Origin of the sequence: Methylophaga frappieri, from assembly GCF_000260965.1 — a bacterium.
GTDB lineage: Bacteria > Pseudomonadota > Gammaproteobacteria > Nitrosococcales > Methylophagaceae > Methylophaga > Methylophaga frappieri.
Genome location: NC_017856.1, coordinates 1,394,390 through 1,421,081, shown reverse-complemented (window position 1 = coordinate 1,421,081; position 26,692 = coordinate 1,394,390). Strand labels below are relative to the sequence as shown.

Below are 26,692 nucleotides of genomic sequence, written 5' to 3'. Positions count from 1 at the left end.
TATGAAACGTTTCAGTGCTGCTTGGCTATTTATTTTCTCTCCAACGCTCTTTGCTAATCAGGATTTGTTAGATAGCTACGATTTAGCTTTACAATCGGATCCCCAGTTATATGCGCAAGCGGCTGACCGTCAAGCCACCGCCGAATTGGCCGAACAAGCAGATGCTTTGTTCTTACCTAACATTGGTCTGACGGCAAATGTGAACAAAATTTTTACGGATAATTCGTCTCAACAGTTTTCTGGTAAGTTTGATTCGCTGGATCGAGGCTATACGCTCAGTTTGATTCAACCGGTTTATCGACGCGAAAATTTTGTTCAGAACCGTCAGGCAGATATTGCGATTGATGGCGCTGAAGCCCGTTATCAGGTTGTCTCGCAAGCATTGATAGTGCGGGTTGCAGAAGCTTATTTCACCGTATTGGCTGCTGAAGATGATTTACAGTTCGCTGAAGCTGAGCGTGAAGCCATTAATGAGCAGCTTGATGAAGCAGAAAAACGCTTTGAGGTTGGCTTAGCTACGATTACCGATGTCACCGAAGCCCAAGCCGCTTATGATTTAGCCAATGCTGCGGTGATTACGGCTAAAAATGCGCTGGCAAACAGCCAGGAACTATTAAGAGAAACGACCGGGCGTTACCCGGATGATTTAGCAACATTAACGGCTGAGGTACCGTTGGTTCGACCTGAGCCTGAGGATATCCAGCAATGGCGTGACTCGGCATTGGTCACAAACCCCAGTTTGTTAGTTGTCGGTGCCGACGTCGAGCTTGCTAGAGAAAACATTGAGTTGCAACGCAGCGGTCATTACCCTGCTCTCGATTTTATCGCCCAAAAAAGTTATCAATCACAGAGTGATAGTAACATCAGTGGTCAAACTCAAAGCCATCAGGAAATTCTTGGCTTGCAGTTCACCTTGCCAATTTATGCTGGTGGGAGTGTGCTGTCACGGACGCGGGAAGCGGGTCACCGTTTGGACCAAACAATGCAATTCGAAGAACAACAACGGCGGGCAGTCTTGAGACAAACCAGTGAAGCTTATAACAGTGTTTTGTCAGGTATTAGTGGTGTTCAGGCACTTGCGCAAGCTGTGCGCTCGAATGAAAAAGCATTACAAGCCACTGAAGCTGGTTTTACTGTTGGGACAAGAACCACTGTGGATGTGCTGAATGCTCGGCGCGAATTATTTAGTGCTCGTCGTGACTTTGCCCAAGCAAGATATAGCTATATTGTTGATACATTACGCTTGAAACAAGCCGCTGGCATCGTTACAGTCACTGATTTACAACAAGTCAATGCTTGGTTAAACGCTGGTCGTTGACGCAGTGTTTTCATCAAAACGAGGAGCCGTATCATGAAGGCGCAGACCGCAGACAGTGTCCTGGTGGTCGTGGATATTCAACAGAAACTGGCGACGGCGATGCCTAAAGGAGTAAGGGATCGGGTAATAGAGCAGGTTAATATTCTGTCTACCGCTGCGGATGTGCTTGGTGTGCCCGTTTTAGTGACAGAGCAATATCCTAAAGGACTTGGTGTTACCGAGCCCGCTTTGGCTGAAAAGCTGCCTGTTGGCACACAGATAATTGAAAAAACAGCTTTTTCATGTGCGGATGTTGCGCCTTTTAAACAAGCTTTAGCGAAAGTAAAACGAAAACAAATCATCCTAACCGGGATGGAAACTCATATCTGCATTCTTCAGACGGCACTTGATTTACAAAATCAGGGCTATCAGGTTTATGTGGTCGAAGATGCGGTTAGCTCACGTATGAAAGGTAATCAATACAATGCGCTGCATCGTATGAGACTTGCCGGGGTCAGCATTAGTAACGTGGAATCCGTTTTATTCGAATGGCTGGGTGATGCGCTGCATCCCGACTTTAAAACCCTTGCTAAATTGATTGTGTAAGCCTGCTCTGATTGAAAAATGGCGCGCCAGACCCTGATATGAGTGCCCATGAGCAGCAATGACAAATCATAAAAAAGGCCGGACAATGCCGGCCTTTTTTTGTCTTGGCTGAGGGCAATTACCAGGACAAGGTTGCAACCACACCAATTACCCGCGGATCACCATAAACGGCACTCCCATATTGCGAGTTACTGGCGGTACGTTCTGTGCGGTAATCTTTATCAAACAGATTGTTGGCATACAGATACGCACCCCATTGATCTTGTTCGTAACCAATTTTCAGGTTAACCAATGCGTAGGCATCCAGTTCGGTATTTGGCGTACCAAGGCTCTCTTCGCCTTCACTGGCATAAGAGATATTGCCGTTGACAAACCAGCCACTGTCAAAGCGGTAGGTGCTGGCGAGGTTAGCTGTCCAGTTTCGCGCGTACTGGAATTCTTCACCTTTGTAATCAATGCCATTATTTTCGAATTTATCGAATTCAGTTTTGCTGTAGCCAATGCCACCGAATACATCCCAGCGACGATTTACCGCAAATTTACCTTCAATTTCGAAACCATACAGGTGAGATTCACCGGCATTAACGACAAACCTATCCAGCGGGTGAATGGCGCCTGCCGGGGCAATCGTGACCTGTTGATCTTTCCAGTCCGTGAAGAATACGTTGACGTTGAAGTTCAGGCGGTTATTTAAGTGTAGTGAGCGTAATGAAGCTTCATAATGGGTTGTGAACTCTTCGTCATACGCTTGCACTTGCCCCCGAATCGGGTTGGTTGACACCCCACCTGGCCGATAACCACGTTGCACGACAAAACCAGTCGACAGGGTGTCTGACCACATGTAATTGAAACCCAGTTTCGGTAGGAGATTGAAGTAACTCTCGTCCCCAGATTGTTGTCCCGGACCAATCAATGCGGCAAGACCAGCATCAATGGTTGGATCAAAAGGACCGTAAGTTGCTGCACGTTCAATCGTCGTCCGCACATCACTTTCCCGTTTTTCATAATCCGCGCGCAAACCAGCTAATAAAGTCAGTTTGTCAGTTAACTGAAAATCAATGTCCGTAAATAGTGCCGCGGTTTTATATTCTTCCTCGGTAAAGTTGGAGGAATTCAGAAGAATGGGGAAACCAATACCGGGATCCAGCCCCACATTTGCTGTGGTATACGCATCATCCAGCCGACCTTTAGCGAGAAACAAACCGGTAACCGAGCGGAGACGGTTTTTTTCATATTGCAGCAGAAACTCCTGATTGAACTTGTACTCATCCGTTTCCTGAACAAGTAAGCCATCACCTGGGCTGCCATCAAAGTCACTATCCCGCTCAAAATCACTGTAAACATAGCCAGTGCGGGACTCGAAAGTTAGCGTATCAGTTAAGGGTTGGATGATATCAAGCGACGCTGTTGTGCTCTCCGTACGCCAGCGGCTCGGGTAGTTCAAGCGACTTTCGCGTCCACTGCGATTATCATCAATCGCCGCATCACCATGCTCTTTAAAACGATTATGATTTAACGTCAGCATGACTTCACCATCGCTGGGTAAGAGGTAAAGTAACTTACCGCGCATATTGGCATTATGATTACGGTTAAAGTCATCATCATCTAAGATGTCATTGTCAACGTAACCATCGGTGCTTTGATAGTCACCGGTAACGCGATAGGCCAGATTATCTGTGATAGGGCCAGTTTGCATAATGGCGGTTTGGTAGGTGTTATCCTCGCCATAAGCCGCTTTGACCGCACCGTTGCTGCTAAATTCGGGATCTTTGGTTTTCAGTCTGATTTCACCGGCCAAAGAATTACGACCAGAAGTAGTCGACTGTGGGCCGCGTAATACTTCAACGCTCTCCAAATCCCAAGTACTAATGGCATTGTCTTGAATACTGCGAGCAGTAAGTAAACCGTTATCAATGTAGATCCCAATGGTACTGGCACCGTTATCAGCACCAGTTGGTCCTGCATTGGCGATGCCACGAATGGCCAAGCTGTTAAAGCCACTGGTATTCGTGACGTTTGGCAACATCTCGATTAATTCGTAAAGGTTGTCGTTGCGAGTGCCGTTTTCCAGCTCTTCACTATCCACAACACGGACGCTGGAAACGGTTTCCATTTGCGTACGCTCAATTTTTTGACCGGTGACAATGACAGGGGAAAGTTCAGTCGTCGTGTCATCGGAAAAAGCAATTCCAGGCGCCATTGCCCCAAATAGAAGGCCATATAAAACGGTACGTTTGCCCATAGCATTTCCTTGATCAGTATTTGAAAAGAGGTGAACTAGGCAAATTGTACACAATAAACAACAAGATGTTAATGCATATGAGAATTGTTGCTATTTAACAAATTAGTCGTTAAAAGCCAGCGATTGTCGGAGTTTCTCAGCGTAATCAGCCAAGGCATCTAAAATCTGGTGTTGTTCTATCGCATCAATCTGTTGTCGGCAAACCGCAATTGCCTCGTCGAACCTTTCAAAATTCAAAATAGCGGGGTGCGTATGGTGAGCCAAACGCTGTTGGCGATAAGTCAGCCAGACTTCTTGCTCTTCTGAAGTTAAGGTGTCTGGCCAATTTCGTGCCCGGTAGCGGAATAACAACTCCGCAAGCCGCACATCTTCAAATGGCAACGTCAAACCCTGTAATTGCGCTGGCGTACTTTGTCTAATAGTTGCCATGTGCTGTTTGTCACGGTCACTGAAAAAGCCACCGCTGTATAAGCTGGCCTCGGGATCCGTGACAGGTGCAAACTCCGGTGGGGTAAAAATCTGACTAAGCTTGGCCCGCAGATTAGGTGTGGCTTGTAATTTTTGCAGATTCGCCTGATGTACTTTCAAATCAATTTGTAAGCGTTGCGCTGCGGCATCATCCAGTGTTTTGACAGGAACAACAATAGGACACTTGTTCAAATGGATGGTTTTTAAAGCCGGGCGAGGTTGATCTGCCGACAATTCATGAGTCGATGTAAATAAACGTTCGCGTAAGGTGTCGGCATCAAGCTGAATTACATGCTCAGGGTCATACCGAAGATCGTAAACGATGATGGCATTTTTATTTGTCGGATCGGGCGCGAGTGGCACTACCATGGCAGTACTACAATATTCGGCAGGATACATGCGAGAAACATGTATCACGGGTTTTTGATCTTGCCAGTTCAGCAGCGGAGCAACCTGATGCTTGCGTCGATGTTGAAAAACGAAATGGTATAGTTTGGGCTGCGCGAATTTAATTTTTTTGGCAATCTCGATAGTGGCATAGACATCCGCCAAGGCATCATGGGCTCCCGTATGCTCAATCTGGTTAGCTGCGGTCAATGCTTCTAGTCGAAAACTCGGTTTGCCTTGCTCATTATCTGGCCAGTTGATGCCCTCGGGACGCAGGGCGCGGGTTAATCGAACCATATCGATGATATCCCATCGGGAATTACCATTTTGCCACTCACGGGCGTAAGCATCGTGAAAATTGCGAAACAACGTAAATCGCGTAAATTCATCGTCAAAGCGAAGGCTGTTGTAGCCAACGCCGCAGGTGCCTGGCTGGGATAATTCCTGATGAATGCGTTCAATGAACGCCGCTTCATTTACCCCCAATTCCGCCGCTTTTTGTGGTGTTAAGCCGGTAATAAGACTGGCTTGGGGGTGGGGTAAAAAATCATCAGACGGTTTACAGTAAATCATCAATGGCTCACCGATGACATTAAGATCGGTGTCTGTGCGAATACCGGCAAATTGCATGGGACGATCAAACCGTGGATCCGTCCCCGATGTTTCATAATCGTGCCAGTAAAGCGTTTCCACTTAGAGTGTTGCCAAAGCTTTTTCAGCGGCAGCTAATGTCGCATCAATTTCGGCGTCTTGATGTGCTATGGAGACAAATCCAGCTTCATAGGCAGAGGGCGCTAGATAAATGCCGTTAGCTAACATGGCATGGTAAAAGCGTTTAAACCGATCCATGTCACATTGTGTCACTTGTTCGAAAAATTCAATTTTTGGCGTATCGGTAAAGAAAAAGCCAAACATGCCTCCTACCTGATGCGTCGTCAGCGCAATGTCGGCTTGATTCGCAAGTTGCTGTAAACCTTGGGTTAATCGCTGTGTTTGCTTGGCAAGTTGTTCGTGAAACCCTGAGACTTGAATCAATTTCAACGTAGCAATCCCCGCGGCCATGGCAATCGGATTGCCAGATAAGGTGCCTGCCTGATAAACCGGACCAAGTGGTGCAATATATTCCATCACCTCACGTTTACCACCAAAGGCGCCAACGGGCATGCCGCCACCAACAATTTTGCCTAAGGTGGTCAGATCTGGGGTGACACCATATTTTTCTTGGGCGCCGCCCAATGCCACCCGAAACCCGGTCATGACCTCATCAAAAATCAAGACGCTGCCGTAGTCATCACAAGTTTGTCTTAACGCTTCCAGAAATCCGGGCACGGGAGGGATACAGTTCATATTGCCAGCGACTGGCTCGACGATAATGCCGGCAATTTGTTCACCTAGCTCAGCAAAACACTGCTGAACTGCCTCGATATCGTTGAAACGAAGCGTGATCGTGTGTTCCGCTACTGAGGTGGGCACGCCAGCTGAAGAGGGAGTACCCAGCGTTAACGCGCCGCTACCAGCCTTGACTAACAAGGCATCCGCATGACCATGATAGCAGCCTTCAAATTTGACGATTTTGTCTCGGCCAGTATAACCGCGTGCCAACCGGATTGCGGTCATGGTGGCTTCTGTCCCTGAGTTCACCATGCGCACCATTTCCATTGACGGTACTAATTGGCAAAGCAGATCCGCCATGTCAGTTTCGATGGCAGTCGGTGCGCCGTAACTGAGTCCGGATTCACAGGCCTGTTGAACCGCCGTAATGATTTCAGGATGGGCATGGCCGGCAATCATAGGGCCCCATGAACCGATGTAATCAATGTATTTTTTGCCTTCTGCATCAGTCAGATAAGCGCCTTTGGCACTGGCAAAAAAAACCGGATCTCCGCCGACGCCTTTGAATGCTCGCACCGGAGAATTAACACCGCCGGGGATATGCTTTTGTGCCGCAGAAAAAAGTTGTTGATTACGGTTTGCCTGCATGAAATAAGATCCTGTCTGATATGTGCGATAATGCTTGATTAAACAGCCTTTAGCCTAACACAGCAGGATAACGATTTTATATGAGCCTGAAGCTGCGACTTTTATTTATTGTGTCGCTGATTTTGATCATCAATTTTTTTGCTGCCGGTTACTTTATGGTGCAGAACGCCCGTCAAGCCATCGCCGCAGAAATGGTGTCCAGCACACAGTTAGCACGCGGTTTGTTGATTAATGCGCTGCCGACGTTGCGGTTTTCAAATGATCTCAGTGAGCGTTTGACGCTCATTGTGGATAGTGTTCGGCATACGCGGCATATCCGCGCTTGGTTTGAAGATATGAATGGTCAGCCATTAATCGGCCAGGAAGAGCGTATGGCGTTTTTCAACAAACCGGATGCGCCGGACTGGTTCATTCGTATCATGGAGCCTGAAGCGGTGGCCTTTCGTCGATTGATAACCAAGGGTAGCCAATCTTTTGGCTATCTCGTTGTCGAGGCAGACCCGAGTGATGAGGTGACCGAAGTCTGGCGTGATATGCAGGTGTTGATGGTATTAGGTGGTTTTTTCCTGATATTAATTCTCATACTTGTTTATATGGCGCTCAGGCAAGGCCTTAGACCGCTTGGTGAATTATCTGATGCATTAGCGAGACTCGAAAACAGTGATTTTACGGCACGTGTTAACTCTGGTGGGGCAAAAGAACTGACACCGATCCAGATTCGATTCAACCATATGGCCAGCGTTCTTGAAAATACCATGGCCGAAAATCATGCACTGGCCGGTAACATGCTGACGGTGCAAGAGTCAGAACGTCGTGATCTCGCCCGCGAACTACACGATGAGCTGGCGCCATGTTTATTTGGTATTCGTGTTGATCTGGGCGAAATTGAACGAATTGCGATTGATAACTCGCTGCCGGATATTGAAGAAAAAGTCAGCTCTGTAAAGCTGATAACCACTCATATCCAGTCGTTGGTTCGAAAAATGCTGAGCCGTCTGCGGCCAATGACGTTGGATGATCTTGGCTTAACCGATGCACTGCGCGATATGTTGCATAATTGGCGTGATCGACAACCTGAAATTGATTGGGAATGGGATTTTTCTGGTGAATTGAATACGCTTTCTGATACACAACAGGTGACTATCTATCGTGTGGTTCAGGAGTGTACCACCAACTGTGTTCGTCACGCTCAGGCCAGCCATGTCAGAGTCGAAGTGAGACGAGAAAAAGAAAATATTAAAGTTTCAGTAACTGATGATGGCCGGGGGCTTGATAACGATTCGGTGATCAAGGGGTTCGGCCTCATCGGAATGCGAGAGCGGGTTTCCGCGCTTGGTGGTAGAATTGCCTTTGATACCGAAGAAGGGCTTGGTTTGCAGGTTCGGGTATTAATTCCGGTGAAAAGTGAAGATTGATATGAAACCAGCTATAACGATTTTGGTTGTTGATGACCATCCAATTGTGCGTGCCGGTTGCCGGCAGTTGATTCAACAAATACCCTCTGCCACGGTGGTTGAAGCGGAAACGGGCGAAGAGGGATACCGTTTGTTTCAAGAAATCTATCCGGATATGGTGTTGCTTGATATTACTTTGCCTGGCGTGGGCGGACTTGAAGTCCTGCGCCGGATCCGTGCCAATCGGGACACTGCCAAAGTGTTGATGTTCAGTATGCATGAAGATCCAGTATTTGCTTCTCGGGCCATGCAGGCTGGCGCGCGCGGCTATATCACTAAGAATAATGCGGCAGATCATCTGGTCGAAGCTGTTGGAAAAGTGCTGGAGGGTAAAGTGTATTTAAGCCCTGACATGGCACAGCAGCTGGCTATGTTGAATATTGATTCGGGTACCAGTGCCCTCAGTGACTTGTCTCGACGTGAATTGGAGATTTTGCGTTTGCTAGGTGAAGGCAAGAGCATGAATGATATTTCAGAAGTATTAGGAATCAGTTACAAAACGGTTGCCAATAATCTGACCCAGATAAAAAGCAAACTGGATATCAGTAAAACTGCCGAGTTGATGCGTTTTGCAATCAGTCATGGTTTGTCTTCGTAACAAAATTGTCGTAAAACATCACAAAATTAGTCACTTACAGGAATTTTTTCCTGTTGTTATTGGGAGAAGTCGCTCATGGCGACAGAGGCTAGAATTCCTATAATGTTTCTAAAGTCGATAGGATGTTCAGCTTCTATAGTCTTAATATTTCTCTCTCCTTCCTAGAAGGTTTACGCCAGATCCCAACCGGATCTGGCTTTTTTTTGTCTTGTTTCGGGTTAATGATAATTAATCTCATTAACACTTCCAAATAACTTCCCCTCCTGCTAAGATGCCAAATTGATTTCAGCCCTGACAACAGGAACCGAATTTATGCTTAACACTTTCCAGGGATTGATGCGCTGGCGATTTTTAGTCGTCGCTGGTGGCATCATGCTTCCTTTCAGCGCCACTTGGTCTGGTGCAGTCGATCAGGCGGTTGATGAACAAGTCGCGACCGAAATAGCTGCTCAGCGCACGCAATCTGAAATCGACAATTTAGATGACGAAACGCGGACGTTGCTTAACGAATATCGTGCTGTGCTACGTCAAAGTGAGAGTCTTGAAGCCTACAATACCCAATTGGAACAATTGGTCAGTTCTCAGCAGGATGAGTTGACGTCAATTGAGAATCAGTTGGCGAATATTGACACCACACAGCGTGACATTGTACCAATGATGTTGAAGATGATTGATGTGCTGGAGCAGTTTGTAGCACTTGATATTCCATTTCTGCCGGAAGAACGTGCCGATAGAATTGCCGAGTTAAAAACGCTGATGGATCGATCAGACGTTAATCTGTCTGAAAAATATCGTCGTATTCTGGAGGCTTATCAGGTTGAAACTGAATATGGTCGTACCATTGAAGCTTATCAGGGTGAAGCCGAGATCGACGGCACCATTCGCAATGTGGATTTTTTGCGTATTGGCAGATTAAACCTTTATTACCTTTCCTTAGACGGACGTAGTGCCGGCATTTGGGATAATCAACAAAACAGCTGGCAGCAACTCGGTAGCGAATACAATCAGGGGATCGCTGAAGCGCTCAAAGTTGCTCGAAAACAATTACCACCGGATTTACTGATCTTGCCGGTTAAAACTGCAGGAGCGGCGCAATGATCCGGAGTATTGCCTTATTTCTTTCTCTGTTCAGCCCGGTGTTGCTGGCGCAAACACCAAGTAACCTGGATGAATTGCTTGAGCAAGTAAAAAAAGATCGCGTCGTCGAGCAACAGCAAAATGAGCTGCGTTTGCAAAACTTTATTGCAGAGCGTGATCAGCAGGCGCAATTATTGGAGCAGGCAAAAGCTGAACTGGCGGCTCAGGAGCGTCGTGGCGAGCAGTTGAATGGCGAATTTGAAGCCAACGAGGAATTGCTTGCTGAACAAGAATCTTTATTGCAAGAACGTTCGGGCTCCTTAGGAGAGTTGTTTGGAACGGTACGGCAAATTGCTAATGACAGTCGCGGCGCGTTAGAAACCTCGGTTACCAGTCTCCAGTACCCAGAACGAAACGCTTTCCTCCAAGCTTTGTCTGAGCGTCGCCAGCAGCCTACCATTGATGAGTTACAACAACTTTGGCTGACACTGCAGCAAGAGATGACGGAATCAGGCAAGGTGGAAACATTTACCACGCCAGTTATTACCGCAACCGGTGAAGTGGAAGACAGAGCGGTGACCCGCGTTGGTGTGTTTACTTTCTTTGCGGATGGAAAATATTTGCGCTATTTACCTGAAACTCAAGATTTAGTGGAGTTGGCGAGGCAGCCTGTACCACGTTTACAGGATTTGGCGACACAGTTTGAGCAGGCGGAACCCAACACTTGGCAGCCGACCGTAGTGGACCCCACGCGCGGCGCCATCATGGCATTGCTGGTACAAACGCCTAATCTCAAAGAACGCATCCAACAAGGTGGCTGGATTGGTTACATTATTATCGCGCTAGGTGTGATCGGGTTGCTGATTGCCTTGTTACGATTTGTCATTTTGTTCGTCACCGAGCGTGGCGTGCGCCGACAGCAGAAGCGCGCAGATAAGCCATCAGCTAAAAATCCACTGGGTCGCATTTTGTCAGTTTATGATCAGGAACAGGATGATGATGTTGAAACCTTGTCACTGAAGCTGGATGAAGCGATTTTGCGTGAAACACCAGCATTGGAGCGTGGCTTGACGACCTTGGCCATTCTGGCAGCGGTAGCGCCCATGTTGGGCCTGCTGGGTACCGTATCGGGCATGATTGAAACATTCCAGGCTATTACTCTGTTTGGTACCGGTGATCCGAAATTGATGTCAGGCGGGATTTCACAGGCGCTGGTCACAACAGAGTTAGGCTTGGCGGTCGCGATACCTATTTTGCTGATTCATAGTGCTTTATCGAGTAAGAGTAATCGGTTGATTCAAATTCTCGATGAAGAAAGCGCAGCTATCGTCGCTCGTAACGCAGAGCAGCACAATAACCGTGACTGATAATCTATTTCAAATTCAATTGCTGATGGAAAGTGGCGGCATGGTGCTGTGGCTGATCCTAATTGCATCGGTATTGATGTGGACACTGATTATCGAGCGTTATGTCTATATGTTTTTTCGCCACCCCAAAGAAAAGCGGGAGGTGATCAACCATTGGAACCAACGCCATGATAGACGTAGCTGGTATGCCCAGCAAATCCGCCAAGGCATGATCGCTGAAAATCGGATACGCCTAGAGCGTTATCTAATGTTGATCAAAACGTTGACAATGGCGCTACCAATGCTGGGCCTGCTGGGCACCGTCAATGGCATGATTCAAACCTTTGATGTCATGACTGTGTTTGGAACCGGTAATACGCGGGGTATGGCGGGTGGTATTTCGATTGCGCTGATTACCACCATGGGTGGCTTATTGACGGCATTGTCAGGTTTGTACTTCAGCACGCAATTACAACAACAGGTAACCCGGACAGTCGATAACGTCGCTGACGCGTTACGACGGGATTAGGAAAGTCACATGAGAAACCGACATTCACGGCGACAAAGTGGCGGTATCGCCGAAATCAATATGACACCGCTCATTGATATGGTTTTCATTTTGCTGATCTTCTTTATTGTCACGACGACCTTCGTCAAGGAGACAGGGGTTGAAGTCAATCGACCATCGGCGAAAACAGCGGTTGAAAAAGAACGGGCCAATATTTTGGTGGCAATTCGTGAAAATGATGAAATCTGGATCGATAACCGACAGGTTGATAGACGGGCTGTGCGCGCTAATGTTGAGCGCCTGCACGCAGAGAATCCGGAAGGATCGGTCATTATTCTTGCTGATGAAAATGCCAAAACCGGTCTGCTGATTGAAGTCATGGATCAGGCAAGGCTGGCTGGTGTGGCGAATGTGTCTATCGCTGCGGAACGGGATTAACAAACACGATGCGTTTATTGCTTGGTTTGTTGCTGGCGATTCTGGTCAATTTTGGCCTATTTACGTTGATGCAGCGTATGACTACCTCAGATGGCCTGGAAGACCGTACCATTGAAGACGTGTTGTTGCTGGACTTTGTCCGGGTTCAGGAAGAAGAAGCACCACCAGAAACCAAACGTCGCCAGCCACCCAAAAAACCTAAACCGCCAGAGGAGCCACCGCCACCGCCACCAGCGCAAACGCCATCGCCAGAACAACCTGATGTGCCGCAGCCCCAATTACAGGCGCCGAATATTGATGTGCCGATGAATATTGCCGGCGGGCCTCATCTTGGAGAATTTCAGGCTGATCCGGTGCCAGAACCGGTACCGACGACATCGCAACCCATTATGGATGATGACGTCATGCCTTTGGTGCGCATTCCACCTAATTATCCACGCATGGCACAACGTCGTGGTATTGAAGGTGTGGTGACAGTCTCCTTTATTATTACGAAAGATGGCCGCGTTCGGGATCCGCAAGTTATCTCGGCAACCCCTAAAAATGTGTTTGATGATGAAGCGCTGAAAGCGGTTTTGAAATGGCGGTTCAAGGCCAAACAGGTTGATGGTCAGCCGGTGGAGCGCCGTGCAACACAAGAAATCGAGTTTACACTGGATCGTTGATGAATAAATTGAAATCATCATTGTTTGTCTTCGTTATTTGTACTGTCTGGCCGTTTGTCGTCATGGCAGAACAAGCGTATTTGCTAACCGAGAAAACTTACAAAGCGCTGGAAGCGGCACAGCAACAAATGGCCGATGAGCAATACAGTCAGGCTGAGGTTGCCTTGATTAAATTGGTTTCTGAAACCACCGATGGTAGCTATGAACGCGCTGTGGTATTGCAAACACTGGGCTATCTTTACACTGAAACGGGAGATTATGCCCGCGCAACAGAACGTTTTCGGGCTGCGTTGGCATTAAATGCGCTGCCCGAAGAGGTCAACCATAATTTGCGCTATAACCTGGCACAATTATTAATAGCGGATGGGCAGTTTCAGCAGGGTATCAACCTATTAGAACAATGGCTGCAAAAAGAGGATGGGCCGGAAAACCGCGTTTATGTCCTGCTGGCGACGGCACACTATCAATTAAAGCAATTTACCAAGACGGTTGAAAATATTCGTATTGCTATTTCCCGGGATAACGCACCCAAAGAGGAGTGGTTCCGGTTGCAGTTGGCGGCACACCTTGAGATGCAGCAATACGATTCGGCAATCAATGTGCTGGAAACCTTGCTGATCATGAAGCCCAAGGACAAAACTTATTGGCAACAATTAAGTTCCCTGTATGCCCGTCAGGAAAAACAATTGACCGCGTTGGCCGTAACGGCACTGGTCAAACGCTTGGATCTGGGAGATGCAGATACCGTGATGCAATTAAGCAATATGTATCGTTATTTGAGGATTCCATTCAAGTCAGGTGAATTATTGCAGCAATCACTCGACAACAAAGTGATTAGCGGCAATTTTGAGAATCTTGAAAAATTGGCCGATAGCTGGTTATCGGCAAGAGAAGGCGATCGCGCTGCCGTGGTGCTTGAAAAAATGCGTGGTGCGGACAATAGCGGTGAAACGGATCTCAAACTGGCGCGAGTATATGTCAGCGAAGAACGTTGGCAATCAGCACAGGAACCGATTGTCGCTGCGATTGATAAACTTTCCTCAGAAAAACAGGGCGATGCCTATTTACTGGCAGGGATGATCGCCTATCATCTTGAAGATATCGAAACGGCTGAACAACGACTGCAACAAGCATTGCGATTTGATAAACAACGCAGTCAGGCGGCACAATGGCTTCGTCATTTGCAGCAGCGTCAGCCGGAAGAAGATGTCTGATCCTATCGTTGAATTAAACGAACTAAAACAACAACTCGTCCAACATTACCGCTGGCTACGCCAGTATGGCTGTAATGATTCGCATAGTGGTAATGCCTCACTGCGTTGGCATGACCAGATTTGGATAACACCAACCGGCTGTTGTGCTGATACCTTAATGCCGGATGATCTGGTGTGTTGTCATATTGACGGCGATTGTGGCACTGGCGCTTCTTTAGATGCCAGACTACACATCGCGGTTTACCAAAAAAATGAATCTGCACAATGTGTCATACATAGTCATGGTCCGCATGCCGTCGCTTTTAGCCTGACAGGCAAGGATTTCACCCCAATCGACTTTGAAGGTCAATATTATTTTCCAGTGGTGCCGGTCATTCACATTAATTACACAGATTATGTGACAGAATCACCTAAAAAAGTCGCTTTAGCGTTGGCTGAACATCCGATAGTCATGGTAAAAGGCCATGGTCTTTACGCTTGTGCGGAAACAATTAATCTCGCCTACAAGTGGAGCTGTTCATTGGAGCTGTCAGCAAAAACTGCTTGGTTGGCAGCGCAAATCGCGTCAGAGTAGGTCTTGTCTACTTGGGGTAATTTATTTGTTAAGTTAATGCAAAGCTGCAAAACAAGGATTGACTGATGAATGCAAAAAGTGCGCTATCTACCGATACTACAGCGCTAATCCAGAGAACCCCCGTTTTGGCTGGTGAGGATGTCGCGGCGAAGCGCCGCGAGATTGCAAATTGGTTTAATGCGACCTTTGAACGTTATGAGTCCTTGTTCGAAACCTTAGAGAATGAAACGGGTTTTTATCGAAAATCGATCCCTTTGCGGCATCCATTAATTTTTTATTATGGGCATACTGCAACTTTTTTCATTAACAAAATGTTGCTTACGGGGCTAATCAAAACTCGCGTCGATGCCAAGATAGAATCCATGTTTGCTGTTGGCGTTGATGAAATGAGCTGGGATGACCTTGATGAGAGGCATTATGACTGGCCATCCGTGAGTCGTGTTCGTGACTATCGGCAGGCGGTTAAAAAACTGGTTAATAAGGTGATTGCTTCGGCACCATTGAAGTTACCAATTGACTGGCAAAATCCATGGTGGGCGATTCTGATGGGAATTGAGCACGAGCAAATCCATCTGGAAACATCATCTGTCCTGATTCGTCAGCAGCAGCTTGATTATGTGCGTAAACAAGCGCAGTGGCGTCCTTTTACCCAGACAGGCCAGGCACCTGAAAATCAATTGTTACCGGTCACTGGTGGAACGGTAAAGCTTGGTAAAGCATTCGATGACCCTGTCTACGGCTGGGATAATGAATATGGCGATCACCAAGTTGAGGTGGCCGACTTTCAAGCCAGCCAGTTTTTGGTCAGCAATCAGGAGTTTCTGGAATTTATCGAAGCTGGTGGATACGAGCACGTTGAGTACTGGACTGAAGAAGGCAATCAATGGCGCCGATTTGCCAAGGCAACGCATCCCACTTTTTGGGTAGCAGACACATCAGGCTGGCAATTACGATTGATGACAGAAGTCGTACCAATGCGATGGGATTGGCCTGCCGAGGTGAATTATCATGAAGCGAAAGCATTTTGTCATTGGCAAGCAGAGAAAACTGGCAAAACGGTACGACTGCCAACCGAAGACGAATGGTATCGGCTTTACGACTTTGCCAAAGTTGCAGAGCTGGATGGTCACCCTGCCGAAGCTAATATTCATTTGGATTATGCAGCTTCATCCTGCCCAGTAAATCTGTTTCAGCATGGTGATTTTTATGATGTCATTGGCAATGTCTGGCAATGGACGGAAACCCCCATTTATCCATTTGATGGCTTTAAAGTGCATCCGATCTATGATGATTTCACTACGCCAACTTATGACGGTCAGCACAACCTGATTAAAGGGGGGAGTTGGATCTCGTGTGGTAATGAATCTCGGGGTTCGGCCAGATATGCTTTTCGACGTCACTTTTTTCAACATGCAGGGTTTCGTTACGTGGTTTCTGATGCGCCGGTCAACGTTGTCGATTCGCATTATGAGACTGACAAAATGCTGTCTGAATATGCAGAGTTTCACTACGGTGAAACTTACTTTGAGGTGCCTAATTTTCAAAAAACCTTGATGGAATATGCCATCAAGGCTATGGCTGACAAACCAAAACATAAGGCATTGGATTTGGGATGTGCCGTTGGCAGAGGTAGCTTTGAATTGGCACGTGAATTTGATGCTGTCACCGGGATCGATTTTTCTGCACGTCTAATCAATCTGGGGGTGCAACTTCAGCAACGCGGTGTGATTCGTTATACCATCATTGACGAAGGTGAACTGGTGCAATACCGGGAGCAGCATTTAGCGTCGTTTGGTTTGTCAGAATTTGCCGATAAAGTGAGCTTTATGCAGGGGGATGCCTGTAATCTGAAAAAAACCTATCAAGGCTATGACCTGATAGTCGCTGCGAATCTTATCGACCGTCTTTATGATCCTGCTTTGTTTTTACAATCCATTCATGAGCGGTTGAATCAGGGGGGGCTGTTGGTACTTGCCTCTCCCTATACTTGGTTGGAAGCGCATACCGAAAAAACCAAATGGTTGGGCGGGTTTAAAAAAGACGGAGAAAGTTTTACGACCTTGGATGGTCTCCATTATATTTTGGATGAACACTTTGCGCGCATTGCCGAGCCACAATCCATACCGTTTGTAATCCGTGAAACCAGCCACAAATTTCAGCATACCCTGTCTGAGGTGACGATCTGGGAACGTAAGCGTTGAGTCAATTTGATTTCGACCAACGTTTGCAAAGAGCCGCAACAGGTGCGCAGAAGTATGACAATAGAAAAGCCCTGTTTGGCCGGGATGATGTCATTCCATTATGGGTTGCCGATATGGATTTTGCCTGTCCATCCGCAGTCACAGCGGCATTACAGGCTCGGGCAGCACATCCGATTTATGGTTATCACCTTTTTCCCGATACGCTGTATCAAGCTATACAGGCGTGGTATCTGAAACGGTTTGACTGGCAGATAAATAAGACAGATCTAATGATGTGTCCGGGTGTTGTGCCGTCGATTCATGCTTGTATTAATGCGCTGACCGAACCCGGTGATGGCGTGATTGTGCAGCCACCGGTTTATTTTCCGTTTTTTTCTGCCGTTACCGAAACCGGAAGAAAATTGATCGAAAATCCTTTGTTAGCCACTGAAAACGGATATCGGATGAATCTGGTTTCCCTCGCTGAACAGGCGCGGCATGCCAAACTATTCATCTTATGCTCACCGCATAATCCGGTTGGCCGCGTCTGGGATGAGTATGAGTTACGTGCGTTACTGGCCATCGCTGAACAGACCGGCTTGGTTATACTCAGTGACGAAATACATGCCGATTTATTGTTGGCACAATCACAACACACCCCACTGGCCAAGTTGGCAGCGCCAGGACAGGTGATTACAGCAATTTCCGCCAGCAAAACATTTAACATCGCTGGCTTAAACTTATCATCGCTGGTAGTACCTGACCCAGCACAGAAGCAGGCTATCGACGCGGAGTTCAAGCGCTGGCATGTCAGTGCCGCCAATCCTTTTAGTATTGTTGCTACAGAAGCCGCTTATCGATCAGGTGAAGCATGGCTGGATGCCTTGCTGGATTATGTTGAGCAAACTCGGCAACAGGTATGCGCATTTTTTGCCGCGCAGATGCCTTTTATCCGTATTACGCCGATACAGGGGACTTACCTGCTGTGGCTTGATTGCCGAGCATTGAAAATGAATGACAATGCACTACAGAATTTTTGGGTGCAGCAGGCGGGGGTCGGATTAAGTCCTGGCAGTCTTTTCGGTACCGGCGGTAATGGCTTCATGCGAATGAATCTGGCCGCGCCAAGAAACATGATTTTACAAGCCTGTCAGCAGATGGCGGAGGCCTGTGAACAGCTTCGCTACCAGCAGCAGTCTTAATTTTAGATAGGTTTTCAATAGGGTGATGGCCGCTTCTCCAATTTACGTTTAGAGGCGATTTTGGATTGATGTCAGAGAGAGTGGTCTCGTTTCGGGCTTGCTGTGCGCTCTGCACTTGACATGCCAGTATGCATGGTACTTGTACCAATGGCTTTATCCTGCTAAGTTTCGGGCATTCTCGAATGGACAAAATAACACCCATGAACACGATATATGATGCTTCGGCGATCGAGGTGCTGACCGGTCTGGAGCCAGTCCGAAAACGCCCCGGCATGTATACCGATACCACCCGGCCAAATCATCTGGCGCAAGAAGTCATTGATAACAGTGTGGATGAAGCCATCGCCGGGCATGCCAAATCCATTCACGTTATTTTATATGCGGATAATTCACTGGAAGTGATTGATGATGGACGTGGCATGCCGGTTGATTTGCACCCTGAGGAGGGCGTGCCCGGCGTCGAAGTGATTTTGACCCGCTTGCATGCGGGCGGTAAATTTTCCAACAAAAATTATCGCTATTCGGGCGGTTTGCATGGCGTTGGTGTGTCGGTTGTCAATGCACTATCAACTCGACTGGAAGTTGGGATTCGTCGTGATGGCATCAGTTATCAGATTGCGTTTGCCAATGGCGCGTTAATTGAGCCATTGGCGGAAACTGGCACTGTTGGCAAACGCAATACTGGCACCCGCGTGCGCTTCTGGCCAGATGCCAGTTTTTTTGATGCATCGAAGTTTCTGGTGTCGCGGCTCCGGCATGTGTTACGCGCCAAAGCGGTTTTATGTTCCGGGCTGGTGGTGACATTTGAAGATCAGAGTGGAGCTGAAAAACAAACCGACACTTGGTGTTATGAAGACGGGGTAAACAGTTATCTGGCAACGGCCATGACCGATGTGCCCTGTGTGCCGGCAAAGCCGTTTGTTGGGCAATTTGCAGATGAACAACAAGAAGTCGATTGGGCACTGATGTGGCAGCTGGAACCGGGGGACGTTTTAGCGGAAAGTTATGTCAACCTTATTCCGACCGCGCAGGGCGGTACGCATGTGAATGGGTTGCGAAGTGGGATTTTAGAGGCCTTACGTGAGTTTTGTGAGTTTCGTAGTTTGCTGCCGAGAGGAGTCAAGCTGTCGGCTGAAGATATCTGGGAATATTGCTGTTATGTCCTTTCCGTCAAACTGGAAGATCCGCAATTTTCCGGTCAAACCAAAGAGCGTTTGTCATCACGGCAATGTGCTGCATTTGTTAGTGGCGCAGTCAAAGATGCATTTAGCCTTTGGTTAAATCATCATATCGAAGACGGTGAAAAAATTGCGGAAATCGCTATCAGCAATGCCCAGTCCAGACTGAAACAAGCCAAAAAAGTGGTCAGAAAACGGGTTCAATCCGGCCCTGCCTTGCCAGGCAAACTGGCAGATTGCACCTCACAGGATCCCAGCCGATCGGAATTATTCTTGGTTGAAGGTGACTCCGCAGGTGGTAGTGCCAAGCAGGGGCGAGATCGGGTTTTTCAGGCCATCATGCCGTTACGAGGCAAAATTTTAAATACCTGGGAGGTTGAGCCTTCTCAAGTGCTGGCATCTCAGGAAGTCCATGACATTGCTGTGGCGATTGGTGTTGATCCGGGTGCAGAGGATCTGAGTGGATTACGTTATGGCAAAATCTGCATTCTTGCGGATGCTGACTCCGATGGTGCGCATATTGCCACGCTACTCTGTGCGTTGTTTGTCAGGCACTTTCGGGCGTTAGTTGCTGCCGGACATGTCTGCGTTGCGATGCCGCCGTTATATCGTGTGGATGTTGGTAAACAGGTGTTTTACGCCCTGGATGATGAAGAGCGGCAGATGATTCTTGATCGGATTGAGCGCGATAATATTAAAGGCAAACTTAGCATCCAACGCTTTAAAGGCTTGGGCGAGATGAATCCACTGCAGTTACGGGAAACCACCATGGCACCGGATACCCGTCGTTTGATTCGGCTAACGATTGATGCCAATGATGAAACAGACATGACGCTAGATAAATTATTGGCCAAAAAACGGTCTGCAGATCGTCGTATTTGGCTTGAACAACATGGTGATATGGCCACTGTCGGATAGATAGGGAACTAAACAGTAATGATTGACGATTTGGAACAACTACCGGTCCGCAACTTTACCGAAAAAGCGTATCTCGATTATTCCATGTACGTCATTTTGGACAGGGCGCTACCGCATTTAGCTGATGGCCTGAAACCGGTGCAACGGCGTATTGTCTACGCTATGTCTGAGCTTGGTCTCAGTGCTGTTTCCAAACACAAAAAATCCGCTCGAACGGTTGGTGATGTATTAGGTAAATATCACCCACACGGCGATTCAGCTTGCTATGAAGCCATGGTGTTAATGGCGCAGTCATTCTCTTACCGTTATACCTTGATCGACGGACAAGGTAATTGGGGCTCGATGGACGACCCCAAATCCTTTGCAGCGATGCGATATACCGAAGCCAGACTGGCGCCTTATGCACAGAGCCTGTTATCAGAGCTTGGTCAGGGCACGGTTGAGTGGGTGCCCAATTTTGATGGCACCATGGATGAACCGGAGTTATTACCAGCGCGATTGCCAAATGTGCTGTTAAATGGCGCAACTGGCATTGCTGTCGGTATGGCAACGGATATTCCGCCGCACAATCTGCGAGAAGTGGTTGAGGCTTGTTTATTATTACTTAAATCATCTCGCACCACGCTGGATGACCTGCTTGCCGTGATTCAGGGACCCGATTTTCCCACCGGCGGAGAGATCATTTCTTCCCATGCTGATATTCGCAAAATTTATGAAACCGGCAATGGCTCTATTCGGCAACGTGCTTGCTATCAGGTGGTCGATGGCGAAATTATTATTGACGCCTTGCCTTATCAGGTATCCGGCGCCAAAGTTCTGGAACAGATAGCCGCGCAAATGCAGGCGAAGAAACTGCCGATGGTTGCCGACCTGCGAGATGAGTCGGATCACGATCAGCCGGTTCGGTTAGTCATTGTGCCGCGTTCCAATCGCGTCGATACCGAGAGCTTGATGTCGCATTTATTTGCGACAACAGACTTGGAGCGCAGCTATCGGGTCAATATGAATATGATTGGTCTGGATGGCCGGCCGCAGGTGAAAAACCTGCGCGACATGCTCAGTGAGTGGCTAACTTATCGTATTCAAACGGTGACCAGACGCTTGCAATATCGCCTTGATAAAGTCCGGGATCGCATGCATGTGCTTGAAGGCCTGTTGATTGCGTACTTAAATATTGATGAAGTTATCGCCATCATCCGCACAGAAGATGAACCAAAAACAGCATTGATGTCCCGTTTCCACTTGTCTGAGCGACAAGCTGAATCGATTCTTGAATTACGCTTACGGCATTTAGCGAAATTAGAAGAGATGAAGATTCAGGGCGAAATGGATGACCTTGCCAAAGAGCGGAAAACCTTGGAACAACTGCTGAACTCTGAAACCAGACTGAAAACCTTGATTCGCAAAGAGTTGACAGCAGACGCAGAAAAATATGGCGATGAACGTCGAAGTCGAATCAAACCCCAAGAGGCAGCTAAAGCGCTAAGTGATACTGAATTGTTACCCACAGAACCGTTGACGATTGTATTGTCTGCGAGCGGTTGGGTTCGAGCTGCCAAAGGTCATGATGTAGATCCGGAGTCACTCAATTACCGAACTGGTGATCGCTATTTGGCTTCCGTGAAAGCACGCAGTAATCAGCAAATTGTTTTTCTTGATGAAACCGGGCGCAGTTATTCCTTGTCAGCACATACCTTGCCTTCTGCACGCGGACAGGGTGAGCCACTAAGTGGTCGTTTGCAGACTGGCGCAGAAGTCCGTTTTGTTGCGGTATTGACGGCAGAGTCGGAGCAGAAAGTCTTGTTATCAAACTCTGCTGGGTATGGCTTTATTACGACCTTTGATAATTTACTAGCCAAAAATAAGGCCGGTAAAACCATGTTTAATCTGCCGGATAAGGCCGCCATGTTGCCGCCTATTTTGTTACCTGTTAATCAGGATGTGCACGTTGCCGTAGCCTCAGGTGATGGCCGCTTATTGGTGTTTGCGGCAGACGAAATTCCGGCCTTAAATAAAGGCAAAGGTGTCCGGTTAATTAATATTCCATCAGCCCGGTTTAGTGGCGGCCAAGAATGGCTGCAGTCAGTTACCTTAATTCCGGAAAATTATAGTTTGACGCTGTATGCTGGCAGAAGGCATTTAACCTTAAAACCAGCAGATTTAACGCACTACAGCGGGGAACGCGGCAAACGTGGCCACAAGTTACCGAGAGGTCTGCAAAAAGTCAGTGAGGTGACAGCATCGGAATAAAATTAAGTGTGCCACATTGGGAAAGCGCTGCTTAATCAATCGGTTTTAGTGTTTTCAAGGTCACGTGCCTGCTATCATAGCGGGACGTTAAATCAACATAATTTCAAAGCCAGGTCCAATGAAAATCCTGATTAGTAATGACGATGGTTATATGGCGCGCGGCCTGCATACGCTGGCTCATGCGCTGCAAGATTGCGGTGATATTACGGTGGTGGCGCCGGATCGAAATCGTAGCGGTGCCAGTAATTCATTAACACTGGAAAATCCGTTGCGTCTGGATCGGCTAGAGAATGGTATTTACCGGGTTGAGGGTACGCCTACAGACTGTGTGCACTTGGCCATTACCGGTTTGTTGGAAGACGAGCCAGATATGGTGGTTTCCGGCATCAATGCCGGTGCCAACCTGGGGGATGATGTGCTTTATTCGGGTACTGTCGCTGCGGCGATGGAAGGCCGATTTCTCGGCTTGCCGGCCATTGCTATTTCACTAACCAGTTTTGAGGGTAAGCATTATGAGACAGCTGGCTGGGTAGCAAAACAACTGGTTACCAGGCTCAGCAAAGCGGCTTTACCCGCAGACACAATCTTGAATGTGAATGTACCGGATATCCCCATCGATCATATTACTGGATTTGAAAGTACTCGCCTTGGCCATCGGCATAAAGCCGAACCCATTATTCGGGAACAGGACCCTCGCGGACGCCCGATGTATTGGATAGGTCCAGCCGGTGCTGAACAGGACGCCGGACCCGGTACCGACTTTGATGCCATCCGTCGCGGTGCGGTATCCATTACGCCGTTGCAGATAGATCTCACCCGTTATGATGCCATTGATGGGGTAGCAAACTGGTTGGCAGATCTCTGACAATGGTGGCCGATCCACGCGGCATTGGCATGACCTCGCAACGCACGCGAGATAGGTTGATTCAGCGTTTGCAAGATCGAGGAATCAAAAATCAGCAGGTATTAGCAACGATGCGACAATGTCCAAGACACTTGTTTGTCGATGAGGCGTTAGCCAGCCGGGCTTATGAAGACACGGCGTTGCCAATTGGTCATGGACAAACAATTTCGCAACCTTTTATTGTCGCCAGAATGACAGAAATTTTATTACAGGGATCGCCACGCAGTAAGGTACTGGAGGTCGGTACCGGATCGGGGTATCAAACAGCCGTTCTGTCTAATTTGGTGCCTCGGATTTTTAGTGTTGAACGTATCTCACCGTTACTCAAACAGGCGCGTGAACGTTTTTATCAGTTGAAGCTAAACAATATTCGTCTCAAGCATAGTGACGGGAGTTGGGGATGGCAGGAAAATGCACCCTATGACGGTATTATCGTCACCTGTGCGCCCGAACAAATCCCCGAGAGTCTATTGCATCAATTGGCTCCCGGAGGACGGTTGGTGATTCCGGTGGGCACAGCAAAAGGTCAATCATTACGGGTGATTGATCGTAATGGCAATACTTTCGAAGAGTCCGAATGGGAGCCAGTCAGTTTCGTACCGTTACTTAGCGGCCATATTTGATGAAGATTTTTTCGTCACTCTATGCCCGGACAATGCAGTGGGCACGTCATCGGTATGCGAGTGTTTGGTTAGCGATAGTCAGTTTCACCGAGTCTTCATTTTTTCTGGTGCCGCCGGATGTCATGCTGGCGCCAATGTCATTAGCCCAGCCGAAAAAAGCCTGGTTTTATGCTGCATTAACGACAGTTATGTCGGTAGCAGGCGGTTTACTGGGATATGTCATTGGTCAGTTTGCGCTGGAATTAGTGCAGCCGTGGCTGGTGAGGTTTGATTACCTTGAAGCGTACCTGATCGCCCAAGGCTGGTTTGAGAAATGGGGTTTTTGGGCGATTTTTCTGGCTGGTTTCACGCCTATTCCGTATAAAATTTTTACCATTGCAGCGGGCGCCGTTGCCATGCCATTGTTACCGTTTATACTTGGCTCTCTGGTCGGCCGAGGCAGCCGTTTTTTCTTAGTTGCAGCGCTGATGAGATGGGGGGGCGAAGCTTTGGAAAGCCGACTGCATCAATGGATGGACTGGTTAGGTTGGCTGACGGTCGCTATATTGGTTTTCACTTATTTTCTTATCCGATGATATGAAACGTTATCTGTATCTATTGTTCTTAGCTTTGACGGCCTGTGGCGGCGGTAAGGCTGTCGCACCAGTAGGACAATATGAAAGTCGTAGTTCACAGCGGACACCGACAGCGCCTCTGGATGCGCCACTAAGCTACAGTGTTAAACGTGGTGATACGCTTTATTCAATTAGTTTCCGATATGGGATGGATTGGCGTGAATTGGCTCGTGTTAATGGTATACGGTCGCCCTATACCATATACGTTGGACAGAAATTGAAATTCCGTGGTGCGCCACCAGCGCAGCGAACGGCGAGTGTGAGCAAACCCGTGGCTTCATCTGTGCCATCGAATAAGCCGAGCGTAGCATCGCCAAAACCGGTTCAGAAAACGCCACCATCGCCTGCGACAACGGTTGCGCCAAAACCAGCGGTGAAACCGGAACCGGCAACACAACCCCGGCCATCCTCGTCGCCCATGCCAACCGGTTCAGGCAATCCATCCTGGCGCTGGCCAACAGCGGGTCCTTTGTTATCCAGCTTTTCGAATACCAGTGCGACCCGTAAAGGCATCAAAATTGCTGGAAAAGCCGGTCAAGATGTCGTTGCGGCTGCCAATGGTCGAGTGGTCTACAGTGGTGATGGTTTGCCACGCTACGGTAATTTGCTTATCGTTAAACACAATGATGTTTATTTAAGCGCGTATGCCCATAACCAAACCTTATTAGTCAAAGAAGGGGATAGCGTGCAGGCCGGACAAAAAATTGCCACGTTAGGCCGGACAGGCACACAACGCGACCAGCTGCATTTTGAAATACGGCGTAACGGTCAGCCTGTCGACCCAATGCGTTATCTGCCCAAGCAATAAGCCCTTTTTTTCGTTACAATACTGGGTTTTCTGACTTTTTGAACATTTGCGAGAAGAGGTGCAGCTTGGAACTGGGCGCAACGATGCAACGGATTAAAACACTTCGAGATCGCAGTGACGATCTCAGGGGGTATCTTTGACTACGATGCCAAGGCAGAACGGTTAGTTGAGGTTACCCGAGAGTTAGAAGTGCCTGATGTCTGGAACGAACCAGAGCGAGCGCAAAAACTAGGTCAAGAACGGGCCAACCTGGAAAAGCTGGTGCAGACTTTGTCTGGTCACCGCGATACCCTTGATGATGCTAAAGATTTGCTGGAAATGGCAGTTGAAGAGGGCGATGAAGCAACCTTTAACGCTATTACTGCCGATTTGGATGAGCTGGAAAAAGGGCTGGAAAAACTGGAATTTCAGCGCATGTTTTCCGGCAAGCTGGATGCCAGCAGTGCTTATCTCGATATTCAGGCAGGATCGGGCGGTACCGAAGCGCAGGACTGGGCCAATATGTTGCTGAGAATGTACTTGCGTTGGGGAGAAGCCAATGAGTACAAAGTCGAATTGATGGAAGTGTCTGCAGGGGATGTGGCGGGTATCAAATCAGCGACAGTTAGGCTGGAAGGCGAATATGCTTTCGGTATGTTACGTACTGAAACCGGCGTACATCGGTTAGTTCGAAAATCACCCTTTGACTCGGGCGCACGTCGGCATACGTCCTTTGCATCGGTATTTGTTTACCCGGAGGTAGACGATACCATTGAGATTGATATTAATCCGGCTGACTTACGCGTGGATACGTATCGATCCAGCGGCGCAGGTGGTCAGCACGTTAATACAACGGATTCGGCGGTCAGGATCACCCATATCCCGACCAATACGGTTGTGCAGTGTCAAACGGAACGAAGTCAGCACCAAAACCGGGATCGGGCAATGAATGCATTACGCGCCAAACTGTACGAACTCGAACTGCAAAAACAAAATGAAGTGAAGCAGGCTGCAGAAGAGTCTAAATCAGACATTGGCTGGGGCAGTCAGATTCGTTCATACGTATTAGATCAATCTCGAATTAAAGATCTACGCACGGGCGTAGAAACTGGCAACACGCAAGCAGTCCTTGATGGTGATTTAGATCAGTTTATCGAGGCGTCATTGAAATCAGGCTTATAA

The 26,692-nt window shown here is 48.0% G+C and carries 23 protein-coding genes; 20 read left to right on the top strand and 3 right to left on the bottom strand.

All coding sequences use genetic code 11. The features are described from left to right. Position 1: 1 nt before the first annotated feature. Positions 2 to 1,318: a TolC family outer membrane protein gene (locus tag Q7C_RS06660; RefSeq protein ID WP_014703967.1), complete on the top strand. Its 1,317-nt coding sequence runs from the start codon at positions 2 to 4 to the stop codon at positions 1,316 to 1,318. A gap of 33 nt (positions 1,319 to 1,351) precedes the next feature. Beyond that, positions 1,352 to 1,903, top strand: a complete 552-nt coding sequence (locus Q7C_RS06655; protein WP_014703966.1) for a hydrolase — start codon at positions 1,352 to 1,354, stop codon at positions 1,901 to 1,903. Positions 1,904 to 2,021: 118 nt separating this feature from the next. On the opposite strand, the gene Q7C_RS06650 is transcribed toward Q7C_RS06655, so the two are convergent. The 3 genes from Q7C_RS06650 to hemL form a co-directional block, all read right to left on the bottom strand. After that, on the bottom strand, positions 2,022 to 4,145 hold the full coding sequence (locus Q7C_RS06650; protein WP_014703965.1) for a TonB-dependent receptor: 2,124 nt from the start codon (positions 4,143 to 4,145) through the stop codon (positions 2,022 to 2,024). Positions 4,146 to 4,247: 102 nt separating this feature from the next. After that, positions 4,248 to 5,693, bottom strand: coding sequence for an exodeoxyribonuclease I (gene sbcB / locus Q7C_RS06645; protein WP_014703964.1), 1,446 nt, complete (start codon positions 5,691 to 5,693; stop codon positions 4,248 to 4,250). After that, positions 5,694 to 6,980, bottom strand: a complete 1,287-nt coding sequence (gene hemL, locus Q7C_RS06640; protein ID WP_014703963.1) for a glutamate-1-semialdehyde 2,1-aminomutase — start codon at positions 6,978 to 6,980, stop codon at positions 5,694 to 5,696. It abuts the gene before it with no gap. 80 nt (positions 6,981 to 7,060) lie between these two features. On the opposite strand from hemL, the gene Q7C_RS06635 reads away from it, so the two are divergent. The 18 genes from Q7C_RS06635 (at position 7,061) to prfB (ending at position 26,692) form a co-directional block, all read left to right on the top strand. Continuing rightward, complete coding sequence (locus Q7C_RS06635; RefSeq protein ID WP_014703962.1) at positions 7,061 to 8,395, top strand: ATP-binding protein; 1,335 nt, start codon at positions 7,061 to 7,063, stop codon at positions 8,393 to 8,395. A gap of 1 nt (position 8,396) precedes the next feature. Then, complete coding sequence (locus tag Q7C_RS06630; RefSeq protein ID WP_014703961.1) at positions 8,397 to 9,032, top strand: response regulator; 636 nt, start codon at positions 8,397 to 8,399, stop codon at positions 9,030 to 9,032. Positions 9,033 to 9,344: 312 nt separating this feature from the next. After that, positions 9,345 to 10,130, top strand: coding sequence for a DUF3450 domain-containing protein (locus Q7C_RS06625; protein ID WP_014703960.1), 786 nt, complete (start codon positions 9,345 to 9,347; stop codon positions 10,128 to 10,130). Continuing rightward, entirely contained in the window at positions 10,127 to 11,476 is a 1,350-nt protein-coding gene (locus Q7C_RS06620; RefSeq protein ID WP_014703959.1) for a MotA/TolQ/ExbB proton channel family protein, read from the top strand. Before Q7C_RS06625 ends, Q7C_RS06620 begins: the two co-directional genes overlap by 4 nt. Next, complete coding sequence (locus Q7C_RS06615; protein ID WP_014703958.1) at positions 11,469 to 11,984, top strand: MotA/TolQ/ExbB proton channel family protein; 516 nt, start codon at positions 11,469 to 11,471, stop codon at positions 11,982 to 11,984. The genes Q7C_RS06620 and Q7C_RS06615 overlap by 8 nt, the downstream gene beginning before the upstream one ends. A gap of 9 nt (positions 11,985 to 11,993) precedes the next feature. Beyond that, positions 11,994 to 12,401 carry an ExbD/TolR family protein gene (locus Q7C_RS06610; protein WP_014703957.1) on the top strand — a complete coding sequence of 136 codons (408 nt, stop codon included), beginning with the start codon at positions 11,994 to 11,996 and terminating at the stop codon, positions 12,399 to 12,401. Positions 12,402 to 12,409: 8 nt separating this feature from the next. Further along, positions 12,410 to 13,066 carry an energy transducer TonB gene (locus Q7C_RS06605; protein WP_014703956.1) on the top strand — a complete coding sequence of 219 codons (657 nt, stop codon included), beginning with the start codon at positions 12,410 to 12,412 and terminating at the stop codon, positions 13,064 to 13,066. Next, positions 13,066 to 14,280, top strand: a complete 1,215-nt coding sequence (locus tag Q7C_RS06600) for a tetratricopeptide repeat protein (protein ID WP_014703955.1) — start codon at positions 13,066 to 13,068, stop codon at positions 14,278 to 14,280. The genes Q7C_RS06605 and Q7C_RS06600 overlap by 1 nt, the downstream gene beginning before the upstream one ends. Beyond that, entirely contained in the window at positions 14,273 to 14,854 is a 582-nt protein-coding gene (locus Q7C_RS06595) for a class II aldolase/adducin family protein (protein WP_014703954.1), read from the top strand. Before Q7C_RS06600 ends, Q7C_RS06595 begins: the two co-directional genes overlap by 8 nt. 65 nt (positions 14,855 to 14,919) lie before the next feature. Next, positions 14,920 to 17,055, top strand: a complete 2,136-nt coding sequence (gene ovoA / locus Q7C_RS06590) for a 5-histidylcysteine sulfoxide synthase (RefSeq protein WP_014703953.1) — start codon at positions 14,920 to 14,922, stop codon at positions 17,053 to 17,055. Next, positions 17,052 to 18,236 carry a MalY/PatB family protein gene (locus Q7C_RS06585; protein ID WP_014703952.1) on the top strand — a complete coding sequence of 395 codons (1,185 nt, stop codon included), beginning with the start codon at positions 17,052 to 17,054 and terminating at the stop codon, positions 18,234 to 18,236. The genes ovoA and Q7C_RS06585 overlap by 4 nt, the downstream gene beginning before the upstream one ends. Before the next feature lie 200 nt (positions 18,237 to 18,436). Next, complete coding sequence (gene parE, locus Q7C_RS06580) at positions 18,437 to 20,332, top strand: DNA topoisomerase IV subunit B (protein WP_041366982.1); 1,896 nt, start codon at positions 18,437 to 18,439, stop codon at positions 20,330 to 20,332. Positions 20,333 to 20,350: 18 nt separating this feature from the next. Next, complete coding sequence (gene parC, locus Q7C_RS06575; protein WP_014703950.1) at positions 20,351 to 22,582, top strand: DNA topoisomerase IV subunit A; 2,232 nt, start codon at positions 20,351 to 20,353, stop codon at positions 22,580 to 22,582. 118 nt (positions 22,583 to 22,700) lie between these two features. Continuing rightward, positions 22,701 to 23,447, top strand: coding sequence for a 5'/3'-nucleotidase SurE (gene surE / locus Q7C_RS06570; protein ID WP_014703949.1), 747 nt, complete (start codon positions 22,701 to 22,703; stop codon positions 23,445 to 23,447). Between the two features lie 2 nt (positions 23,448 to 23,449). Further along, on the top strand, positions 23,450 to 24,109 hold the full coding sequence (locus Q7C_RS06565) for a protein-L-isoaspartate(D-aspartate) O-methyltransferase (protein ID WP_014703948.1): 660 nt from the start codon (positions 23,450 to 23,452) through the stop codon (positions 24,107 to 24,109). Next, positions 24,109 to 24,684 carry a YqaA family protein gene (locus Q7C_RS06560; protein ID WP_014703947.1) on the top strand — a complete coding sequence of 192 codons (576 nt, stop codon included), beginning with the start codon at positions 24,109 to 24,111 and terminating at the stop codon, positions 24,682 to 24,684. The genes Q7C_RS06565 and Q7C_RS06560 overlap by 1 nt, the downstream gene beginning before the upstream one ends. Position 24,685: 1 nt before the next feature. After that, positions 24,686 to 25,531 (top strand): peptidoglycan DD-metalloendopeptidase family protein, encoded by an 846-nt coding sequence (locus Q7C_RS06555; protein ID WP_014703946.1) that lies wholly within the window; start codon positions 24,686 to 24,688, stop codon positions 25,529 to 25,531. 83 nt (positions 25,532 to 25,614) lie between these two features. Continuing rightward, positions 25,615 to 26,692 (top strand): peptide chain release factor 2 gene (prfB, locus tag Q7C_RS06550; protein WP_151194806.1). Its coding sequence is split into 2 segments (ribosomal slippage): positions 25,615 to 25,668 and positions 25,670 to 26,692, totalling 1,077 coding nucleotides; the frame shifts between segments, so codons are not numbered across the junction.